The organism is Cupriavidus taiwanensis, assembly GCF_900250115.1.
Taxonomy (GTDB): Bacteria; Pseudomonadota; Gammaproteobacteria; order Burkholderiales; family Burkholderiaceae; genus Cupriavidus; species Cupriavidus taiwanensis_B.
Genome location: NZ_LT984803.1, coordinates 2518291 through 2534076, shown reverse-complemented (window position 1 = coordinate 2534076; position 15786 = coordinate 2518291). Strand labels below are relative to the sequence as shown.

The following is a 15786-nucleotide window of genomic DNA, read 5'->3' as shown; positions in this document are numbered from 1 at the left end:
CTGGCATCTTGAGAATTCATGTTTCAAGATGATGATGGCAGCGTAGCATACAGGGATCGCAATGCAACCGCTGTCCCCCGCAGCCGCCCCTCATGCCTACCCCGCACAGCCTGGACTCCGAACACCCTGCCGCGCGCGTCGCGGCCGCGGCCGCGCGGCGTCGCGCCGCCGGCCCGTTTGCGGTGGCGCTGGCCGGGCTGGTGTCGCTGGCGGTGGTGATGGGCATCGGCCGCTTCGCCTTTACGCCGCTGCTGCCGATGATGTTGCATGACGGCACGGTCACGCTTGACCAGGGCGGCTGGCTGGCGACGGTGAACTACATCGGGTACTTCGTCGGCGCCGCGGTGTGCCTGTTCATCCGGCCCGACGCGGTGCGCATGGTGCGCTTGGGCCTGGTGGCGACGGTGCTGCTGACGCTGGGCATGGCCTTGCCGGGCGGCATGCCGGCGTGGTCGCTGTGGCGCGCCGCCGCGGGCGTGGCCAGCGCCCTGGTGATGGTCTACACCGCCGCCTGGTGCCTGCAGCGGCTGGCCGAGCTGGGCCGGCCGGAACTGGGCGGGCTGATCTTCTGCGGCCCGGGCCTGGGCATCGTGGTCACCGGGCTGGGCGCGTCCGGCATGGTCGGCGCGGGCTGGCATGCGGACCATGGCTGGCTTGCCTTTACCGCGCTGGCGGTGGTGCTGGTGGCTGGTGTCTGGCGGATTTTCGCCGCCCCCGCCGCCCTGGCCGCAGCGGCGCCGGCAGCTTCGCCGGACCGTGCCGGTGCCGGCACGGTCCGGCTCGATGCCCAGACCTGGGCGCTGACCCTGGCCTACGGCCTGGCCGGCTTCGGCTACATCATCACCGCGACCTTCTTGCCCGTGATCGCGCGCGAAGCGCTGCCCGGCACGGTGTGGGCCGACCTGTTCTGGCCGATCTTCGGCGCGGGCGTGGCGGTGGGCGCGTTCGTGGCAACGCGGATCGGCATGGCGCACGACAACCGCAAGCTGCTAGCGCTGCTGTACGGCATGCAGGCGCTAGGCGTGGCGATCGCGGTGGTGTTCCCGAGCGTGGCCGGCTTTGCCGTCAGCAGCCTGCTGGCCGGCCTGCCCTTTACCGCGCTGGTGGCGTTTGCGATGCGCGAGGCGCGGCGGCTGTGGGGGCCGCACGCCCCACGGCTGATGGGCCTGATGACCGCGTCCTACGGCCTCGGCCAGATCGCCGGCCCGCCGCTGGCGACCGCGCTGGTGGCACGCAGCGGCGGCTTTGCCAGTTCGCTGGCGTGCGCCGCGGCGGCACTGGCGCTGGGCGCGCTGGTGTTCGCCTGGATGCGCCGCGCGTGGCCGTTGCCGGCCGCCGGCACCAGCCCGAGCCCGGACGCCAAGGTGCGCTAAAGTATCGCCTTTGCCGTCCGGCGCGCCGCGCGAGGGCTTGCGGCCGGGTCTGCCGGCATCGCGGTCCCGCGGCGCGGCACAGAAGGCCGGGCCGTACCCGGCACGCCAGACCGGGCGGCGCAGGAGCGACCCCATGTCTTTTGCCTTGCAGCCCGCGCGCGCCGCGGGCGCTTCCCATCCCGTCTCGGCCGAAGAGCAGCGCGTGCGCGTCGACCTCGCGGGCGCCTATCGCCTGGCCGCGCGCGCGGGCTGGGATGACCTGATCTACACCCATATCTCGGCCACGGTGCCGGGCGAGCCGGATCACTTCCTGATCAACCCGTTCGGCTTTGCCTTCGACGAGATTCGCGCCAGCGACCTGGTCAAGATCAACGGCCGCGGCGAAGTCGTCGGCGATACCGTGCATCCGGTCAACGTGACCGGCTTTGCGCTGCACGCCGCGGTGCATGCCGCGCGCGCCGACGCGATGTGCGTGATGCACCTGCATAACACCGCCGGCATTGCCGTGTCGGCGCAGGCGGCGGGGCTGCTGCCGCTGTCGCAGCATGCCATGCGTTTCCATGGACGCATCGGCTACCACGACTACGAGGGCCTGGCCTTCACCCCGGCCGAGGGCGCCCGGCTGACCGCATCGCTGGGCGCGCATCCGGCCCTGCTGTTGCGCAACCACGGCACGCTGACGGTGGGGCGCACCGTGGCCGAAGCCTATGTGCTGATGGCGACGCTGATCAAGGCCTGCGAAGTCCAGATCGCGGCGCAGGCGGGCGGCGCGCTGGTGCAGCCCGGCGCCGCCGTGGCGGACAAGACCTCCGCCCAGCTCTATGACAACGGCGCGGTCGAGGGCGTGATGGAGTGGCCCGCGCTGCTGCGCAAACTGGATAGAATCGATCCTTCCTACCGGGACTGAAGGGGAGAGCTTCCCCGCCCGGACCACAACAATCAATCAAGCACAGGAGCAATGTATGCCGACTTTCCACGTCGAAATGTTTGAAGGCCGCACCATCGAGCAGAAGCGCAAGTTTGTCGAGGAAGTCACCCGCGTCAGCTGCGAAACGCTGGGCTGCTCGCCGTCGGCGGTCGACATCATCATCACCGACATCAAGCGCGAGAACTGGTCCACCGGCGGCGAGCTGTGGGCCGACAAGAAGTAAGGCGCCAGGCCGCTCAACACTGAACACCATGCAGCACTTCGCCTCCGACAACTACGCCGGCTTCTGCCCGGAATCGCTCAAGTATTTCCTGGAAGCCAACGGCAGCGGCCATGAGCAGGCCTATGGCGACGATACCTGGACGCAGAAGGTCTGCGACCGGATCCGCGACCTGTTCCAGACCGATTGCGAAGTGTTCTTCGTGTTCAACGGCACGGCGGCCAATTCGCTGGCGCTGTCGGCGCTGTGCCAGTCGTACCACTCGGTGATCTGCCACGAGCTGGCGCATATCGAGACCGACGAATGCGGCGGGCCGGAGTTCTTCTCCAACGGCTCCAAGCTGCTGACCGCGCCGGGCGCGCACGGCAAGCTCACGCCCGATGCGGTCGAGGCGCTGGTCACGCGCCGCGCCGACATCCATTACCCCAAGCCCAAGGTGGTGTCGCTGACGCAGTCGACCGAAGTCGGCACCGTCTACAGCGTCGAAGAGGTGCGCGCCATCGCCGCCATCGCCAAGCGCCGGCAGTTGCGCGTGCACATGGACGGCGCGCGCTTCGCCAACGCGGTGGCGTCGCTGGGCGTGCATCCTTCCGAGATCACCTGGCGCGCGGGCGTCGACGTGCTGTGCTTCGGCGGCACCAAGAACGGGCTGCCGGTGGGCGAGGCGGTGGTGTTCTTCGACCGCCGCCTGGCCGAGGACTTTGCCTACCGCGTCAAGCAGGCCGGGCAGCTGGCGTCGAAGATGCGCTTTATCTCCGCGCCGTGGCTGGGTTTGCTCGAGAACGACGTGTGGCTCGCCAACGCGCGCCATGCCAATGCGATGGCGCAACTGCTGCAGCAGCGCATCCGCGAGATCCCGGGCGTGCGCATCATGTTCCCGACGCAATCCAATGCGGTCTTCGCCGAGCTGCCGCTGCCGGCGATCGAGGCGCTGCGCGCAAAGGGCTGGCGCTTCTACACCTTTATCGGCGCGGGCGGCTGCCGCTTCATGTGTTCGTGGGACCTGCAGCCGCAGACCGTGGAGGCGCTGGCCGCGGACATGCGCGTCGCCTGCGGCGCATAGCGGGACAATCCCGCCATACTCGTAACGACAAGACTCAGGAGCCCCCATGCCATACCGATTCTGCCCGCAGTGCGGCGCGCCGCTGGAACTGCTGCCGCTGTCCGGGCGCGAACGCCACGCCTGCGTGCAGCAGGACTGCGGCTTCGTGCACTGGAACAACCCGCTGCCGGTGCTGGCGGCGGTGGTGGAGTACCAGGACAAGCTGCTGCTGGCGCGCAACGCCGCGTGGCCGGAGACGATGTTTGCGCTGGTCACCGGCTTCCTGGAGCGCGACGAGCCGCCCGAACTCGGCGTGGCGCGCGAGCTGAAGGAGGAGACCAACCTCGATACCGAGTCGGTCGCGCTGATCGGCGTCTACGAGTTCATGCGCAAGAACGAGCTGATCATCGCCTATCACGTCAAGGCCACCGGTACCGTGGCACTGTCCGAGGAACTGGCCGAGTACAAGCTGGTGGCGCCCGAGGATGTGCGCGTGTGGTCAGCCGGAACCGGCTTCGCCGTGGCCGACTGGCTTGCCGCGCGGGGCTACCCGGTGCGCTTCTTCGATCGCCAGACCGGCGCCGACATTCCGGACCCGCGCCGCCCCCACGACTTCAGCCAGGTCGGGGCTTCGCTACAATACCGCTGGTAAGGCCGGTTTTTTCAGCCAGCCTCCAGCCCCCAAGCATCAGAGGAAGAGACGAATGGAGTTCCAGAAAGAAGTGGATGCGCGCGGCCTGAACTGCCCGCTGCCGATCCTGCGCACCAAGAAGGCCCTGGCCGACATGGCCAGCGGCGACGTGCTCAAGGTGCTGGCCACCGATCCCGGCGCCACGCGCGATTTCCAGGCCTTTGCCAAGCAGACCGGCAACGAGCTGCTGTCGCACTCGGAAGTGGACAAGGTGTTCGTGTTCTACATGCGCCGTCGCTGAGGGTTTGCTGACCGGTGCCGGCCGCGGGGCTGGCAGCGCTCGACCGTCCGATAGAGAAAAAGCCGCTCGAAAGCGGCTTTTTCTTGGTGCCCGCGACGGCGAACTCAGCGGCCCAGGCCGTTCAAGTGTTCGCGCGATTCCAGGTAGGCGCTGAAATCGGTGCCCACTTCGGGGTGCTTCAGCGCGAACTCGACGGTCGCCTTGAGGTAGCCCAGCTTGCTGCCGCAGTCGTAGCGGCGGCCCTGGTAGCGGTAGGCCAGCACCTGCTCCTGGCCCAGCAGCGACTGGATCGCGTCGGTGAGCTGCAGCTCGCCGCCGGCGCCGGGCTTGAGTTCGCGCAGGTGGTCGAAGATGCGCGGCGTCAGGATGTAGCGCCCGACCACGCCGAGGTTGGACGGCGCATCTTCCGGCGCCGGCTTCTCGACGATGCCCGAAACCTTGATCACGTCTTCGTCCCATTCGCGGCCATCGATCACGCCATAGGAGCGGCTCTGCTCCGGCGTGATCTCCTCGACGCCCAGCACCGAGCAGTTGTAGTGGTTGAAGGCATCCACCATCTGCTTCATCACCGGCGGCTTGCCGTCGATCAGGTCATCGGCCAGCATCACCGCGAACGGGGTGTCGCCCACCAGCTTGGCCGCGCACAGCACCGCGTGACCCAGCCCCAGCGCCTCGGGCTGGCGCACGTAATAGCACTCGACATTGGCCGGCTTGATCGAACGCACCACGTCCAGCAGCGCCTGCTTGTTCTTGGCCTCGAGCTCCACTTCCAGTTCGAAGGCCTTGTCGAAATGGTCCTCGATGGCGCGCTTGGAGCGGCCAGTCACAAAGATCATCTCAGTAATGCCGGCGGCCATGGCCTCTTCCACGGCGTACTGGATCAGCGGCTTGTCCACCACCGGAAGCATTTCCTTGGGGCTGGCCTTGGTGGCTGGCAGGAAGCGGGTGCCCAGGCCCGCAACCGGGAACACAGCCTTGGTGACGCGATTTTCCATATCAGGTGTACCTCTCAGATTCCAGTCCATAACCCTGCCAGCCGGCGTGGGCGCCGTCTGTCCGGTTCTGTCCGACGATGCCGTACAGAACCCCCGGCTGGCAGGGGCGTGATGCAGGCCGCCTGACTGACCGTTCGGTCAGGCCGGCAGCCGCTGCAGCTGGCCCTGCAGCTTGGCCAGCGTCTGCTCGAAATCGGACAGGCGCTGCGTCTCTTGCGCCACCACCGCGGGCGGTGCCTTGGCGACAAAGCTCTCGTTCGACAGCTTGGCGCGGCACTTGCCGATTTCGCCACCGATGCGTTCGACTTCCTTCGACAGGCGCGCGCGCTCGGCGGCGACATCGATCTCGATCTTCAGCAGCAGGTGGTTGCCCCCGGCAATGGCGACCGGCGCACCGGCGCCCTCCGCTTGCAGGGTGGCTTCATCTTCGAAGACGCGCACCTCCGAAAGTTTCGCCAGCGCCTGGATATGTGCGCTGGCCGCCTTCAGGAAGGCGCTGTCGCCCTGTGCGTACAGAGGGATGCGCTGTGCCGGCGAGATGTTCATTTCGCCGCGCAGGTTCCGGCAGGCGTCGATCACTTCCTTCAGGCGCGCGACCCACTGCTCGGCATTCTCGTCGATCTTGGCGACGGCGGGCAGCGGATACGGCTGCAATGCGATGGTTTCCGCACCATCGGCGCTGGCGCGGCCGGCCAGCGGGGCCACCTTTTGCCACAGTTCTTCGGTAATGAACGGGATGATCGGATGCGCCAGTCGCAGCACGGTCTCGAGCACCCGCAGCAGGGTGCGGCGGGTGGCGCGCTGCTGCGCCTCGGTGCCGTTCTGGATCTGCACCTTGGCCAGTTCCAGGTACCAGTCGCAGTACTCGTCCCAGACGAACTTGTAGATGGCGTTGGCGATATTGTCGAAGCGGTACTCGGCAAAGCCCTTTTCGACCTCCGCCTCCACGCGCTGCAGCAGCGACACGATCCAGCGGTCCGCCTGCGAGAAATCGAGGTAGCCGTCCGGGCCGCAGTCGTGATTGCACGGGCCCATGCCGCAGTCGTGACCCTCGGTGTTCATCAGCACGAAGCGGGTCGCGTTCCACAGCTTGTTGCAGAAGTTGCGGTAGCCCTCGCAGCGGCCGGTATCGAAGTTGATGTTGCGGCCCAGCGTCGCCAGCGAGGCAAAGGTGAAGCGCAGCGCATCGGCGCCGAAGGCGGGAATGCCCTCCGGGAATTCCTTCTTCGTCTTCTTCTCGATCTTGGGCGCGTCCTTGGGGCGGCGCAGGCCGGTGGTGCGCTTCTTCAGCAGCGTGTCGAGGTCGATGCCGTCGATCAGGTCCACCGGGTCGAGCGTGTTGCCCTCGGACTTGCTCATCTTCTTGCCTTCCGAATCGCGCACCAGGCCGTGCACGTAGACGGTATGGAAGGGCACCTTGCCGGTGAAGTGCTTGGTCATCATGACCATGCGCGCCACCCAGAAGAAGATGATGTCGTAGCCGGTGACCAGCACCGACGACGGCAGGAAGTGCTTCAGCTCGGGCGTTTCCGCGGGCCAGCCCAGCGAGGAGAACGGCACCAGCGCCGACGAGAACCAGGTGTCGAGCACGTCTTCCTCGCGCCGCAGCGCGCCGGTGCTGCCCGCGGCCTTCGCCTTGGCGAGCGCTTCCTCTTCGGTGCGGCCGACGAAGCAGTTGCCGGCATCGTCGTACCACGCCGGGATCTGGTGGCCCCACCACAGCTGGCGCGAGATGCACCAGTCCTGGATATTGCCCAGCCACTGGTTGTAGGTGCTGATCCAGTTTTCCGGCACCAGCTTGATCTCGCCGCTCTGCACGGCTTCGAGCGCCACCTCGGCGATCGAGCGGCCGGGGTAGAAAGTGCCTTCCGGCGCCGGCTTGCTCATCGCGACGAACCACTGGTCGGTCAGCATCGGCTCGATCGCACTGCCGGTGCGTTCGCTGCGCGGGGTCATCAGCTTGTGCTTCTTGACCTCGGCCAGCAGGCCACGCTTGTCCAGGTCTTCGACAATGGTCCGGCGCGCGTCGAAGCGGTCCAGGCCGGCGTAGGCGGCCGGCGCGTCGGCAACGATCTTCGCGTCCAGCGTCAGGATCGACAGCTGCGGCAGGTTGTGGCGCTGGCCGACGGCGTAGTCGTTGAAGTCGTGGCCCGGCGTCACCTTGACCACGCCGGTGCCGAACTCTCGGTCGACGTATTCGTCGGCGATCACCGGGATCTGGCGGCCGGTCAGCGGCAGGTGCACCGACTTGCCGATCAGGTGCGCGTAGCGCTCGTCTTCGGGGTGGACCATCACGGCCACGTCGCCCAGCATGGTTTCCGGGCGCGTAGTGGCGACGGTCAGGTGGGTCAGGCCGCCCTTGGCGTCAGCCTCGACCAGCGGATAGCGGATATGCCACAGCGAGCCTTCTTCCTCGACGCTGTCCACTTCCAGGTCCGACACCGCGGTGCCCAGCACCGGGTCCCAGTTGACCAGGCGCTTGCCGCGGTAGATCAGGCCCTGCTCGTACAGGCGCACGAACACCTCGGTGACCGCCGTCGACATCTCCGGCGACATGGTGAAGTACTCGCGGCTCCAGTCGATCGACGCGCCCATGCGCCGCACCTGGCGCGTGATGGTCGAGCCCGACTCTTCTTTCCAGGCCCACACCTTCTCGGTGAACTTCTCGCGGCCGAGGTCATGGCGCGACACGCCCTGGCCCTCGAGCTGGCGCTCCACCACGATCTGGGTGGCGATGCCGGCGTGGTCGGTGCCCGGCACCCACAGCGTGTTGGCGCCCAGCATGCGCGCGTGGCGTGCCAGGCCATCCATGATGGTCTGGTTGAAGGCATGGCCCATGTGCAGCGTGCCGGTCACATTGGGCGGCGGCAGCTGGATCGCGAAGTCCGGGCGGGCGGGATCGAAGGTCGGCTTGGCGATGCCGCGCTTCTCCCACTCGGGGCCCCATTTCGCCTCGATGGCGGCGGGTTCGAAGCTCTTGGCAAGCGATTGGTCTTGGGCGGTCATGCTGGGATGTCGAGGTTGGCGTCTGGATGCGTGGCAGGTGCGGTGGCCTGCGCCTGGCGGTCGCTGGCGGCCTGCGAGGGCCGGCCTGGCGCCAGTGAAACCACAAATTATACGGGGGCGGGCGGCCGGTGCCTATTTCGTGGCCAGCGCCGGCCGGCTTGCGCCCCGTGCGCGAGTCCCGGCGCCCGGCCGGATGTGATTTATGGAACAGGGCCCGCCGGTATAATTGCGGGCGATTCCATTAGGCCTTTCCGATGTCCGACCTGCTCGCCAACCTGAACGCCGAACAACTAGCCGCCGTCACCCTGCCTGACGAACCGGCGCTGATCCTGGCGGGCGCGGGCAGCGGCAAGACCCGCGTGCTGACCACGCGCATCGCCTGGCTGCTGCAGAACGGCCGGGTCTCGCCGGCGGGCATCCTGGCGGTGACCTTCACCAACAAGGCCTCGAAGGAAATGCAGACGCGGCTGCAGTCGATGCTGCCGATCAACACCCGCGGCATGTGGATCGGCACCTTCCACGGCCTGTGCAACCGCATGCTGCGCGCGCATTTCCGCGACGCCGGGCTGCCCCAGACCTTTGCCATCCTGGACAGCCAGGACCAGCTCTCGGCGCTGAAGCGGCTGCTCAAGTCGCTCAACGTCGACGACGAGAAGTATCCGGCCAAGAACCTGCAGTACTTCATCAACAACGCCAAGGAGCAGGGCCTGCGCCCGGCCGACGTCGAGGCCAACGACGACTTCAACAAGCGCTTCGTCGACCTCTACGCCGCCTATGACCAGCAGTGCCAGCGCGAGGGGGTGGTCGATTTCGCCGAGCTGCTGCTGCGCTGCCACGAGCTGCTGCGCTACAACGACGCGATCCGCCAGCACTACCAGCACCGCTTCCGCCACGTGCTGGTCGACGAGTTCCAGGACACCAACGTGCTGCAGTACCAGTGGCTCAAGCTGCTGGCCGGCCATGGCACGCAGAACCCGGCCGCGGTCTTCGCCGTGGGCGACGACGACCAGAGCATCTACGCCTTCCGCGGCGCCAACGTCGGCAACATGCGCGACTTCGAGCATGAGTTCCGCGTGCGCCGGCTGATCAAGCTGGAGCAGAACTACCGTTCGCACGGCCATATCCTGGATTCGGCCAACCACCTGATCTCGCACAACGCGCGCCGCCTGGGCAAGAACCTGCGCACCGATGCCGGCCACGGCGAGCCGGTGCGTGTGTTCCAGGGCGGCTCCGACGGCCAGGAAGCCGCCTGGATCATCGAGGAAATCCGCGACCAGATCGCGCAGGGCGCCAGCCGCGCCGAGATCGCCATCCTGTACCGCAGCAACGCGCAGTCGCGCGTGATCGAGCACGCGCTGTTCTCGGCCGGCATCCCGTATCGCGTCTATGGCGGCCTGCGCTTCTTCGAGCGCGCCGAAATCAAGCACGCGCTGGCCTACATGCAGCTGCTGGAGAACCCGCGCAACGACGCCGCCTTCGGCCGCGTGGTCAACTTCCCGGCGCGCGGCATCGGCGCGCGCTCGCTGGAGGTGCTGCAGGACATGGCGCGCCAGTACGACTGCGCCTTGTCCGAGGCGGTGGCCTACGTGCCCGGCGCGGCCGGCAGCAAGCTGGCGGCGTTCGCGCGGCTGATCGACGCGATGCGCGAGGAAACGCGCCGCCTGACGCTGCCCGAGACCGTCGAGTACGTCATCAACAACAGCGGCCTGATTACCTACTACCAGGGCGAGAAGGAAGGCCAGGACCGCATCGAGAACTTGCAGGAACTGGTGACCGCCGCGCAGGCCTTCGTGACGGAGGAGGGCTACGGGCTCGACGCGCTCGCCGCGGTGATTCCGGCCGACCGTACCCCCGCCGCGCCGGCGCTGGCCGTGGGCGACCAGGCCCAGCAACTGCTCGACCCCGAGGCGCTGCCGGTGGTGATGACGCCGCTGGTCGCGTTCCTGACCCACGCCTCGCTCGAGGCCGGCGACAACCAGGCCCAGGCCGGCCAGGACGCGGTGCAGATGATGACCGTGCACGCGGCCAAGGGGCTGGAGTTCGACGTGGTCTTCATCAGCGGGCTGGAAGAAGGGCTGTTCCCGCACGAGAACAGCATGATGGACCCCGATGGCCTGGAGGAAGAGCGCCGCCTGATGTACGTGGCGATCACGCGCGCGCGCAAGCGGCTCTACATGTCGTTCGCGCAAAGCCGCATGCTGCACGGCCAGACCCGCTACCATGTGCGTTCGCGCTTCTTCGAGGAACTGCCCGAGGCCTCGCTCAAATGGCTGACCCCGCCGGCGCAAAGCTACGGCGGCGTGCGCCGCCAGGAGCGCGACAATGCCTGGGGCCGCGACTGGTTCCGCAAGCCCGAGGACGTGCCCTATACCGGCACCAGGCCCACCGGCGGCATGGACAACGGCAACGGCTATGCCGACGCCAGGCGCGAGGCCGGCACCGGCTTCCGCGTCGGCCAGTCGGTGTTCCACAACAAGTTCGGCGAAGGCGTGATCACCGCGCTGGAAGGCGAGGGCGCCGATGCGCGCGCCAATATCAACTTCAAGCGGCATGGCGCCAAGTGGCTGGCGCTGGCGGTGGCGAAGCTGGACGCGATCGACTGAAGCGGTCCGGCTTCGCCTGGTGCGGCTCAAGACAGCGCGTGCAGCACCTCTTCTGGCTTGGGGTCCGGGCTGTCCACCGTCAGCAGCGGATTGATGAACAACGAGGCCAGCGCGCCAACCCCGAGCAGTGCCCCCGAGATCATGAACGGCAGGTCATAGCTCCCGGTCCGCTCGATCAGGTAGCCGAACACCACCGGCGACACCATGCCGGCCAGGCCGAAGCCGGTGTTCATCATGCCGCCCGCGGTGCCGGCGTACTTGCCGGCGATGTCGAGCGGCAGGCTCCACAGCACGGCGTTGGTCAGCTCCAGGAAGAAGAACGACAGCGACAGCAGGATCACCGCGTTGACGGCATCGGCCGTGAAGGTCATCGGCGCGATGAACATCAGCGAGCCGGCCAGCCCGACGAACAGGATCGCGCCGCGCGCCAGGCGCAGGTTGCCGGTGCGCCGGTAGATGCGGTCCGACAGCACGCCGCCGAGCGTATCGCCGACCACGCCCGCCATCAGCGGAAGCGCGGTGAACAGCGCCAGCTGCTTCAGGTCGAAACCGCGCGCTTCCTTCAGGTACGACGGCAGCCACGTCAGGTAGACCCACAACAACCAGCCGTAGCAGAAGTCGACGAAGGTCACCAGCCACATGCGACGGAACAGCCGCCGCCACGGCGTGGGCGCCCTGGCGGCGTGCTGCGAATCGCCGCGCCGGTAGCCGATTTCCTGCAGTTCTTCCGGGGTGACGCGCTTGTGCTTGTCGGGCGAGTCCTTGAACATCATCGCGTAAAGCACGGTCCAGCCCAGGCTCACCACACCCAGCACGACAAAGGCCTCGCGCCATCCCGCCGTGGCGACGATAGCCAGCACGATCGGCGGCGTGATCGCACCACCCAGCCGCGCGAAGCTGTGCGTAATGCCCTGCGCGAAGCCGCGCTCCGCCACCGGCATCCAGTAGGTGAAGGCGCGGGTCGCGGTCGGGAACGCGCCGCCTTCGCCGACCCCCAGCGCGAAGCGCAATACCACCAGCATCAGCACGCTGCCGGCAAAGCCGGTCAGCACCGTGGCCACGCCCCAGATCAGCGACAGCACGATCAGCACCTTCTTGGGCCCGAACTTGTCGGACATCCAGCCGCCCAGGATCTGCATGGCGGCATAGGGATAGGCAAAGGCCGAGAACACCAGCCCGAGTTGCGATGACGTCAACCCCATCTCTTCGCGGATCAGCGGGGCGGCGACCGAGATGTTGACGCGGTCGATATAGGCGATGAAATACATCAGGCACATGACGCCGAGGATCATGTGACGGGTCTTGATGCGTTGCTGCATAACCACCTCCTATGCGCGGCGGGCGCGCGTGGTGTTGACGGGGCGGCGGCCGGCGCATGGTCCATTGCCATGCGCTTGCGGCTCGTCAGGGGCGCGCCAGTGGTAAGTCCTGGCCGCGCTGCCCCGTCCTTGAGCAAACAGCTGTGTGTCTCCGTGTGTGTCTCCGGAAATCGTAGTGGCAGGTGATTGGGCTCCTTGGCGAGGGTTGGGGGAAGGGAAGGGCGGTCAGGTCAGGCAGGGTCCAGCAGCTTCAGCCGCTGCACCTTGCCGGAGGGCCCGCGCGGCAATTCCGCGATGAAGCGGAATTCCCTGGGCGTCTTGTAGCGGCCCAGCTCGCGCAGGCAGTGCGCGCGCAGCGCCGCGTCGTCGCAGGCCACGGCCTCGCGCCTGACGATGAAGGCGACGATCTCCTGCCCGTAGGCGGGGTCGGGCACGCCCACCGCCGCCGCTTCCAGCACGCCCGGATGGCGCAGCAGCGCTTCGTCGATCTCGCGCGGCGCGATGTTCTCGCCGCCCTTGATGATCAGTTCCTTGGCGCGGCCGGTGATGTAGAAGTAGCCTTCCGCATCGCGGTAGCCGAGGTCGCCGGTGCGCAGCCAGCCGTCAGGCGTGAAGGCGGCGCGCGTGACCTCGGGGGCCTTGTAGTAGCCCGCCATCACGCTCTCGCCTTGCAGCACGATTTCGCCGATCTCGCCGTCGGGCAGCGCTTGCCCGTCGCGCCCCAGCACGCGGGCTTGCGTACCGGATGGGCGGCCGATGCTGCCGATGCGCCGCTGTCCGGGATCGAGCGGATTGCTGAAGGCCGGCGCCGCGGTTTCGGTCATGCCCATGGTCTCGATCACGCCGATGCCGAAGCGTTGCTCGAACGCGCGGTGATGCTCCGGCGGCAGCGCGGCGGAAGCGGAGCGGCAGAAGCGCACGCCGGCCGGCGCCTGGCCACCGGGATCGTTGAGCAGGTAGGCGATGATGGTCGGCACCACGTTGAGCCAGGTGCAGCCATGGCGGGCAATGTCGTGCCAGAACGCGCTGGCCGAGAAGCGCATCGGCATCACCACCGAACCGCCATGCACCAGCGGCGCGATCGCGGTCACGACCAGTCCGTTGATGTGGTAGAGCGGCAGCGTGGCCAGCACGCGATCCCCGGCGCCGAGCGCATGCTCGCGGCTGACGCTGGCGCCATTGGCCGCGAGGTTGCGGTGGGTCAGCAGCACGCCCTTGGGCGTGCCGGTGGTGCCGGAGGTATACATCAGCAGCGCCGGGTGGTGCGGCTGCGGTGGCGGAAGGGGCGCTGCGCCGGGCTGCATCGCCGGCAGCGCGGGCAAAGCGCTGCCATCCGGCGCGGTGACCACCACTGGCACCTCGACGCCGGCTTCGGCCAGCGCCGTGCGGATCGCGGCTTCGCCTCCGGGCGAGGTGAAGACCAGCCGCGTGTCGGCGTGCCCGAGGATGTAGCGCAGCTGCGCGGGCTGGCACAGCAGGTTGATCGGATTGGCCACCAGCCCGCACGCCATGGTGCCAAGCAGCAGCCGCGCGGTCTGTTCGCCGTTGGGCAGGTACACCGAAACCGTCTGTCCGCTGGCGAGGCCAGCCTCGGCATAGCGGCGCCCGAGCGCATCGGCGTCGGCAGCCAGGGCGCCGAAGCTGAGCGCGCGGCCGCTGTCGGGAGACAGCAGGTAGGGTTTGTCGGGGGCCTGCGCGGCACGGGCGGCCAGCAGCGTGGCCACGGTGTCGACCACTTCGGGGCGGATGCGCGCGTTCATTGGCCGACCCTCGCGAAGTAGTCGCCCAGCAGCTCGCGCTCGTCGGGCACGCGCTCGGCGATCGGTTCGGCGATGCGGGTGATGTTGAGGTATTGCCGCCAGCCGAGGTTGTCCGAAAAGTTGTTGCCGCCCCAGGTGCCGCAGCCCATCGACAGCGAGAACGGCAGGCCGTTGTCGAAATTGCCGCCGGTGGCGAAGCAGTGCGCCTGGTTCACGATCACACGCGCCACCGGCAGTTCCTGCCCGAGTTGCAGCGCCTGCTGTGGATCGGCCGTATGCAGCCCGACCGAGTGGCCCGCGCCCATGTAGTCGTAGAGGCTCGCCACGCGCGCCACGGCGGCCGTGAAGTCGGCGGCGCGATAGAGCGTGAGCACCGGCGAGAGCTTTTCGCCGGAGAAGGGATAGTCGCCGCCGACGCCGGTCTCCGGCACCAGCAGCATGGTCGGCTGCAGCGCGCGCACGCGTGCCAGGCCCGCCAGTTCGGCAATGCGCGGCGCGCTCTGGCCGGTCATGTCGCCGGCGAGCTTGCCGTGCCGCCACATCAGCGCCTGCAGCCGCGCCTTTTCCTCGGCCGTCAGCAGCACGCCGCCGACGGCGGCAAGCGCTTCGAGCATGGGCTGGTAGACCGCGTCGAGGATCACCAGGCTGTTCTCCGACGAGCAGCTGGTGGCGTTGTCGAAGGTCTTTGAGCGGACGATCTTTGCCGCCGCATCGGCCAGTGCCGCGCTGGCATCGACGATGGCGGCCACATTGCCCGCGCCGACTCCAAACGCTGGCGTGCCGCACGTATAGGCCATGCGCACGTTCGCCTGCGAGCCGGTGGCCACCACCAGGTCGGCCTGGCGCATCAGCTCGGCAGTCGATGCCTTCGACACCGGCGCGGGCAGCATCTGCACCAGGTCCGCGGGCAGGCCGGCGCGCGCGAACTCGGCGTGGATGAACGACAGCAGCAGCTCGCACGTGCCCTGTCCCTTGGGCGAGGGTGCCACCACCACGCTGTTGCCGCACTTGAGCGCGTTGATGATCTTGTTGGCCGGCGTCGCCCCGGGGTTGGTCGACGGCGTGATCGCGGCGACCACGCCGACCGGCCGCGCGATCTCGGTGATGCCGGTGGCCGGGTCGCGCGCGATCACGCCGACGGTCTTGCGTTCGTGCAGGTCGCGCAGCAGGCCCAGGGTCTTGCGATGGTTCTTGCGGATCTTGTCGTCGACGTTGCCCAGGCCGGTGTCGGCCACGGCCCGCTCGGCCAGCCGGCGGTTGCGTGCGGGCTCCATGATGGCCCACGCGGCGGCGGCCGCGGCGGTGTCGACGGTGGCCTGGCCCGCGCGCGCGAACGCGCGCTGCGCCTGCCGGGCGCGCGCCACGATCGCTTCGACCTGGTCTTCCTGTACGGGCACATCGGTGGAATGGGACTGCTGGCGCTGCAGTATCTGCACACTCATGGATCGGCTCCGTGATTGGGTCGCGGGGTTGGTTGGTAGGTCCGCCGCGGCGGCCCCGGATCGAATCTAGTGAACCCGGACAGGCATGCCGTCCCAATTTGTGCGCATTCGCGAGCACCGCTGCGAGCCGCAACCGGTAATGCAGTTTTCGGGACGCCAGGGCGTC

Annotated in this window: 12 protein-coding genes; 7 read left to right on the top strand and 5 right to left on the bottom strand. The window is 68.1% G+C overall.

Annotated elements, in window-relative coordinates:
* The first annotated feature begins 92 nt into the window (after window positions 1–92).
* The 6 genes from CBM2586_RS11820 to CBM2586_RS11795 all read left to right on the top strand — a co-directional run bounded on the left by CBM2586_RS11820 (window position 93) and on the right by CBM2586_RS11795 (window position 4495).
* A complete protein-coding gene (locus CBM2586_RS11820; RefSeq protein ID WP_115687673.1) occupies window positions 93–1373 on the top strand; it encodes a YbfB/YjiJ family MFS transporter in 1281 nt (426 codons plus the stop codon).
* A 133-nt stretch (window positions 1374–1506) separates the two neighbouring features.
* The gene (locus CBM2586_RS11815; protein WP_115661512.1) at window positions 1507–2280 is read left to right on the top strand and encodes a class II aldolase/adducin family protein; all 774 of its coding nucleotides are present in this window, start codon (window positions 1507–1509) and stop codon (window positions 2278–2280) included.
* Window positions 2281–2335: 55 nt separating this feature from the next.
* Complete coding sequence (locus CBM2586_RS11810; RefSeq protein ID WP_115661513.1) at window positions 2336–2524, top strand: 4-oxalocrotonate tautomerase; 189 nt, start codon at window positions 2336–2338, stop codon at window positions 2522–2524.
* A 28-nt stretch (window positions 2525–2552) separates the two neighbouring features.
* Entirely contained in the window at window positions 2553–3584 is a 1032-nt protein-coding gene (locus CBM2586_RS11805; protein WP_115661514.1) for a threonine aldolase family protein, read from the top strand.
* Between the two features lie 46 nt (window positions 3585–3630).
* Window positions 3631–4215 (top strand): NUDIX hydrolase, encoded by a 585-nt coding sequence (locus tag CBM2586_RS11800; protein WP_115661515.1) that lies wholly within the window; start codon window positions 3631–3633, stop codon window positions 4213–4215.
* A gap of 52 nt (window positions 4216–4267) precedes the next feature.
* Window positions 4268–4495 (top strand): sulfurtransferase TusA family protein, encoded by a 228-nt coding sequence (locus CBM2586_RS11795; protein ID WP_010813669.1) that lies wholly within the window; start codon window positions 4268–4270, stop codon window positions 4493–4495.
* A 104-nt stretch (window positions 4496–4599) separates the two neighbouring features.
* On the opposite strand, the gene galU is transcribed toward CBM2586_RS11795, so the two are convergent.
* Entirely contained in the window at window positions 4600–5490 is an 891-nt protein-coding gene (gene galU / locus CBM2586_RS11790; RefSeq protein WP_115661516.1) for a UTP--glucose-1-phosphate uridylyltransferase GalU, read from the bottom strand.
* A gap of 138 nt (window positions 5491–5628) precedes the next feature.
* The gene (locus CBM2586_RS11785; protein ID WP_115687671.1) at window positions 5629–8496 is read right to left on the bottom strand and encodes a valine--tRNA ligase; all 2868 of its coding nucleotides are present in this window, start codon (window positions 8494–8496) and stop codon (window positions 5629–5631) included.
* A 254-nt stretch (window positions 8497–8750) separates the two neighbouring features.
* Between CBM2586_RS11785 and CBM2586_RS11780 the strand changes: the two genes are divergently transcribed.
* Entirely contained in the window at window positions 8751–11099 is a 2349-nt protein-coding gene (locus CBM2586_RS11780) for a UvrD-helicase domain-containing protein (protein WP_115687669.1), read from the top strand.
* A gap of 26 nt (window positions 11100–11125) precedes the next feature.
* Here the strand turns inward: CBM2586_RS11780 and CBM2586_RS11775 are convergent, their stop codons facing one another.
* The 3 genes from CBM2586_RS11775 to sauS form a co-directional block, all read right to left on the bottom strand.
* Window positions 11126–12418 carry an MFS transporter gene (locus CBM2586_RS11775; RefSeq protein ID WP_115687667.1) on the bottom strand — a complete coding sequence of 431 codons (1293 nt, stop codon included), beginning with the start codon at window positions 12416–12418 and terminating at the stop codon, window positions 11126–11128.
* A gap of 230 nt (window positions 12419–12648) precedes the next feature.
* Window positions 12649–14178, bottom strand: coding sequence for an acyl--CoA ligase (locus CBM2586_RS11770; RefSeq protein ID WP_115687665.1), 1530 nt, complete (start codon window positions 14176–14178; stop codon window positions 12649–12651).
* On the bottom strand, window positions 14175–15620 hold the full coding sequence (gene sauS, locus CBM2586_RS11765; RefSeq protein ID WP_115687663.1) for an acylating sulfoacetaldehyde dehydrogenase: 1446 nt from the start codon (window positions 15618–15620) through the stop codon (window positions 14175–14177). The genes CBM2586_RS11770 and sauS overlap by 4 nt, the downstream gene beginning before the upstream one ends.
* Window positions 15621–15786: the final 166 nt, after the last annotated feature.

What these genes read in the sequence shown, in the direction of transcription:
- CBM2586_RS11820 (WP_115687673.1), top strand. Translation starts at nt 93, where the DNA reads ATGCCTACCCCGCACAGCCTGGACTCCGAACACCCTGCCGCGCGCGTC.
- CBM2586_RS11770 (WP_115687665.1), bottom strand. Translation starts at nt 14,178, where the DNA reads ATGAACGCGCGCATCCGCCCCGAAGTGGTCGACACCGTGGCCACGCTG.
- galU (WP_115661516.1), bottom strand. Translation starts at nt 5,490, where the DNA reads ATGGAAAATCGCGTCACCAAGGCTGTGTTCCCGGTTGCGGGCCTGGGC.
- CBM2586_RS11785 (WP_115687671.1), bottom strand. Translation starts at nt 8,496, where the DNA reads ATGACCGCCCAAGACCAATCGCTTGCCAAGAGCTTCGAACCCGCCGCC.
- CBM2586_RS11800 (WP_115661515.1), top strand. Translation starts at nt 3,631, where the DNA reads ATGCCATACCGATTCTGCCCGCAGTGCGGCGCGCCGCTGGAACTGCTG.
- CBM2586_RS11815 (WP_115661512.1), top strand. Translation starts at nt 1,507, where the DNA reads ATGTCTTTTGCCTTGCAGCCCGCGCGCGCCGCGGGCGCTTCCCATCCC.
- CBM2586_RS11810 (WP_115661513.1), top strand. Translation starts at nt 2,336, where the DNA reads ATGCCGACTTTCCACGTCGAAATGTTTGAAGGCCGCACCATCGAGCAG.
- CBM2586_RS11775 (WP_115687667.1), bottom strand. Translation starts at nt 12,418, where the DNA reads ATGCAGCAACGCATCAAGACCCGTCACATGATCCTCGGCGTCATGTGC.
- sauS (WP_115687663.1), bottom strand. Translation starts at nt 15,620, where the DNA reads ATGAGTGTGCAGATACTGCAGCGCCAGCAGTCCCATTCCACCGATGTG.
- CBM2586_RS11795 (WP_010813669.1), top strand. Translation starts at nt 4,268, where the DNA reads ATGGAGTTCCAGAAAGAAGTGGATGCGCGCGGCCTGAACTGCCCGCTG.
- CBM2586_RS11780 (WP_115687669.1), top strand. Translation starts at nt 8,751, where the DNA reads ATGTCCGACCTGCTCGCCAACCTGAACGCCGAACAACTAGCCGCCGTC.
- CBM2586_RS11805 (WP_115661514.1), top strand. Translation starts at nt 2,553, where the DNA reads ATGCAGCACTTCGCCTCCGACAACTACGCCGGCTTCTGCCCGGAATCG.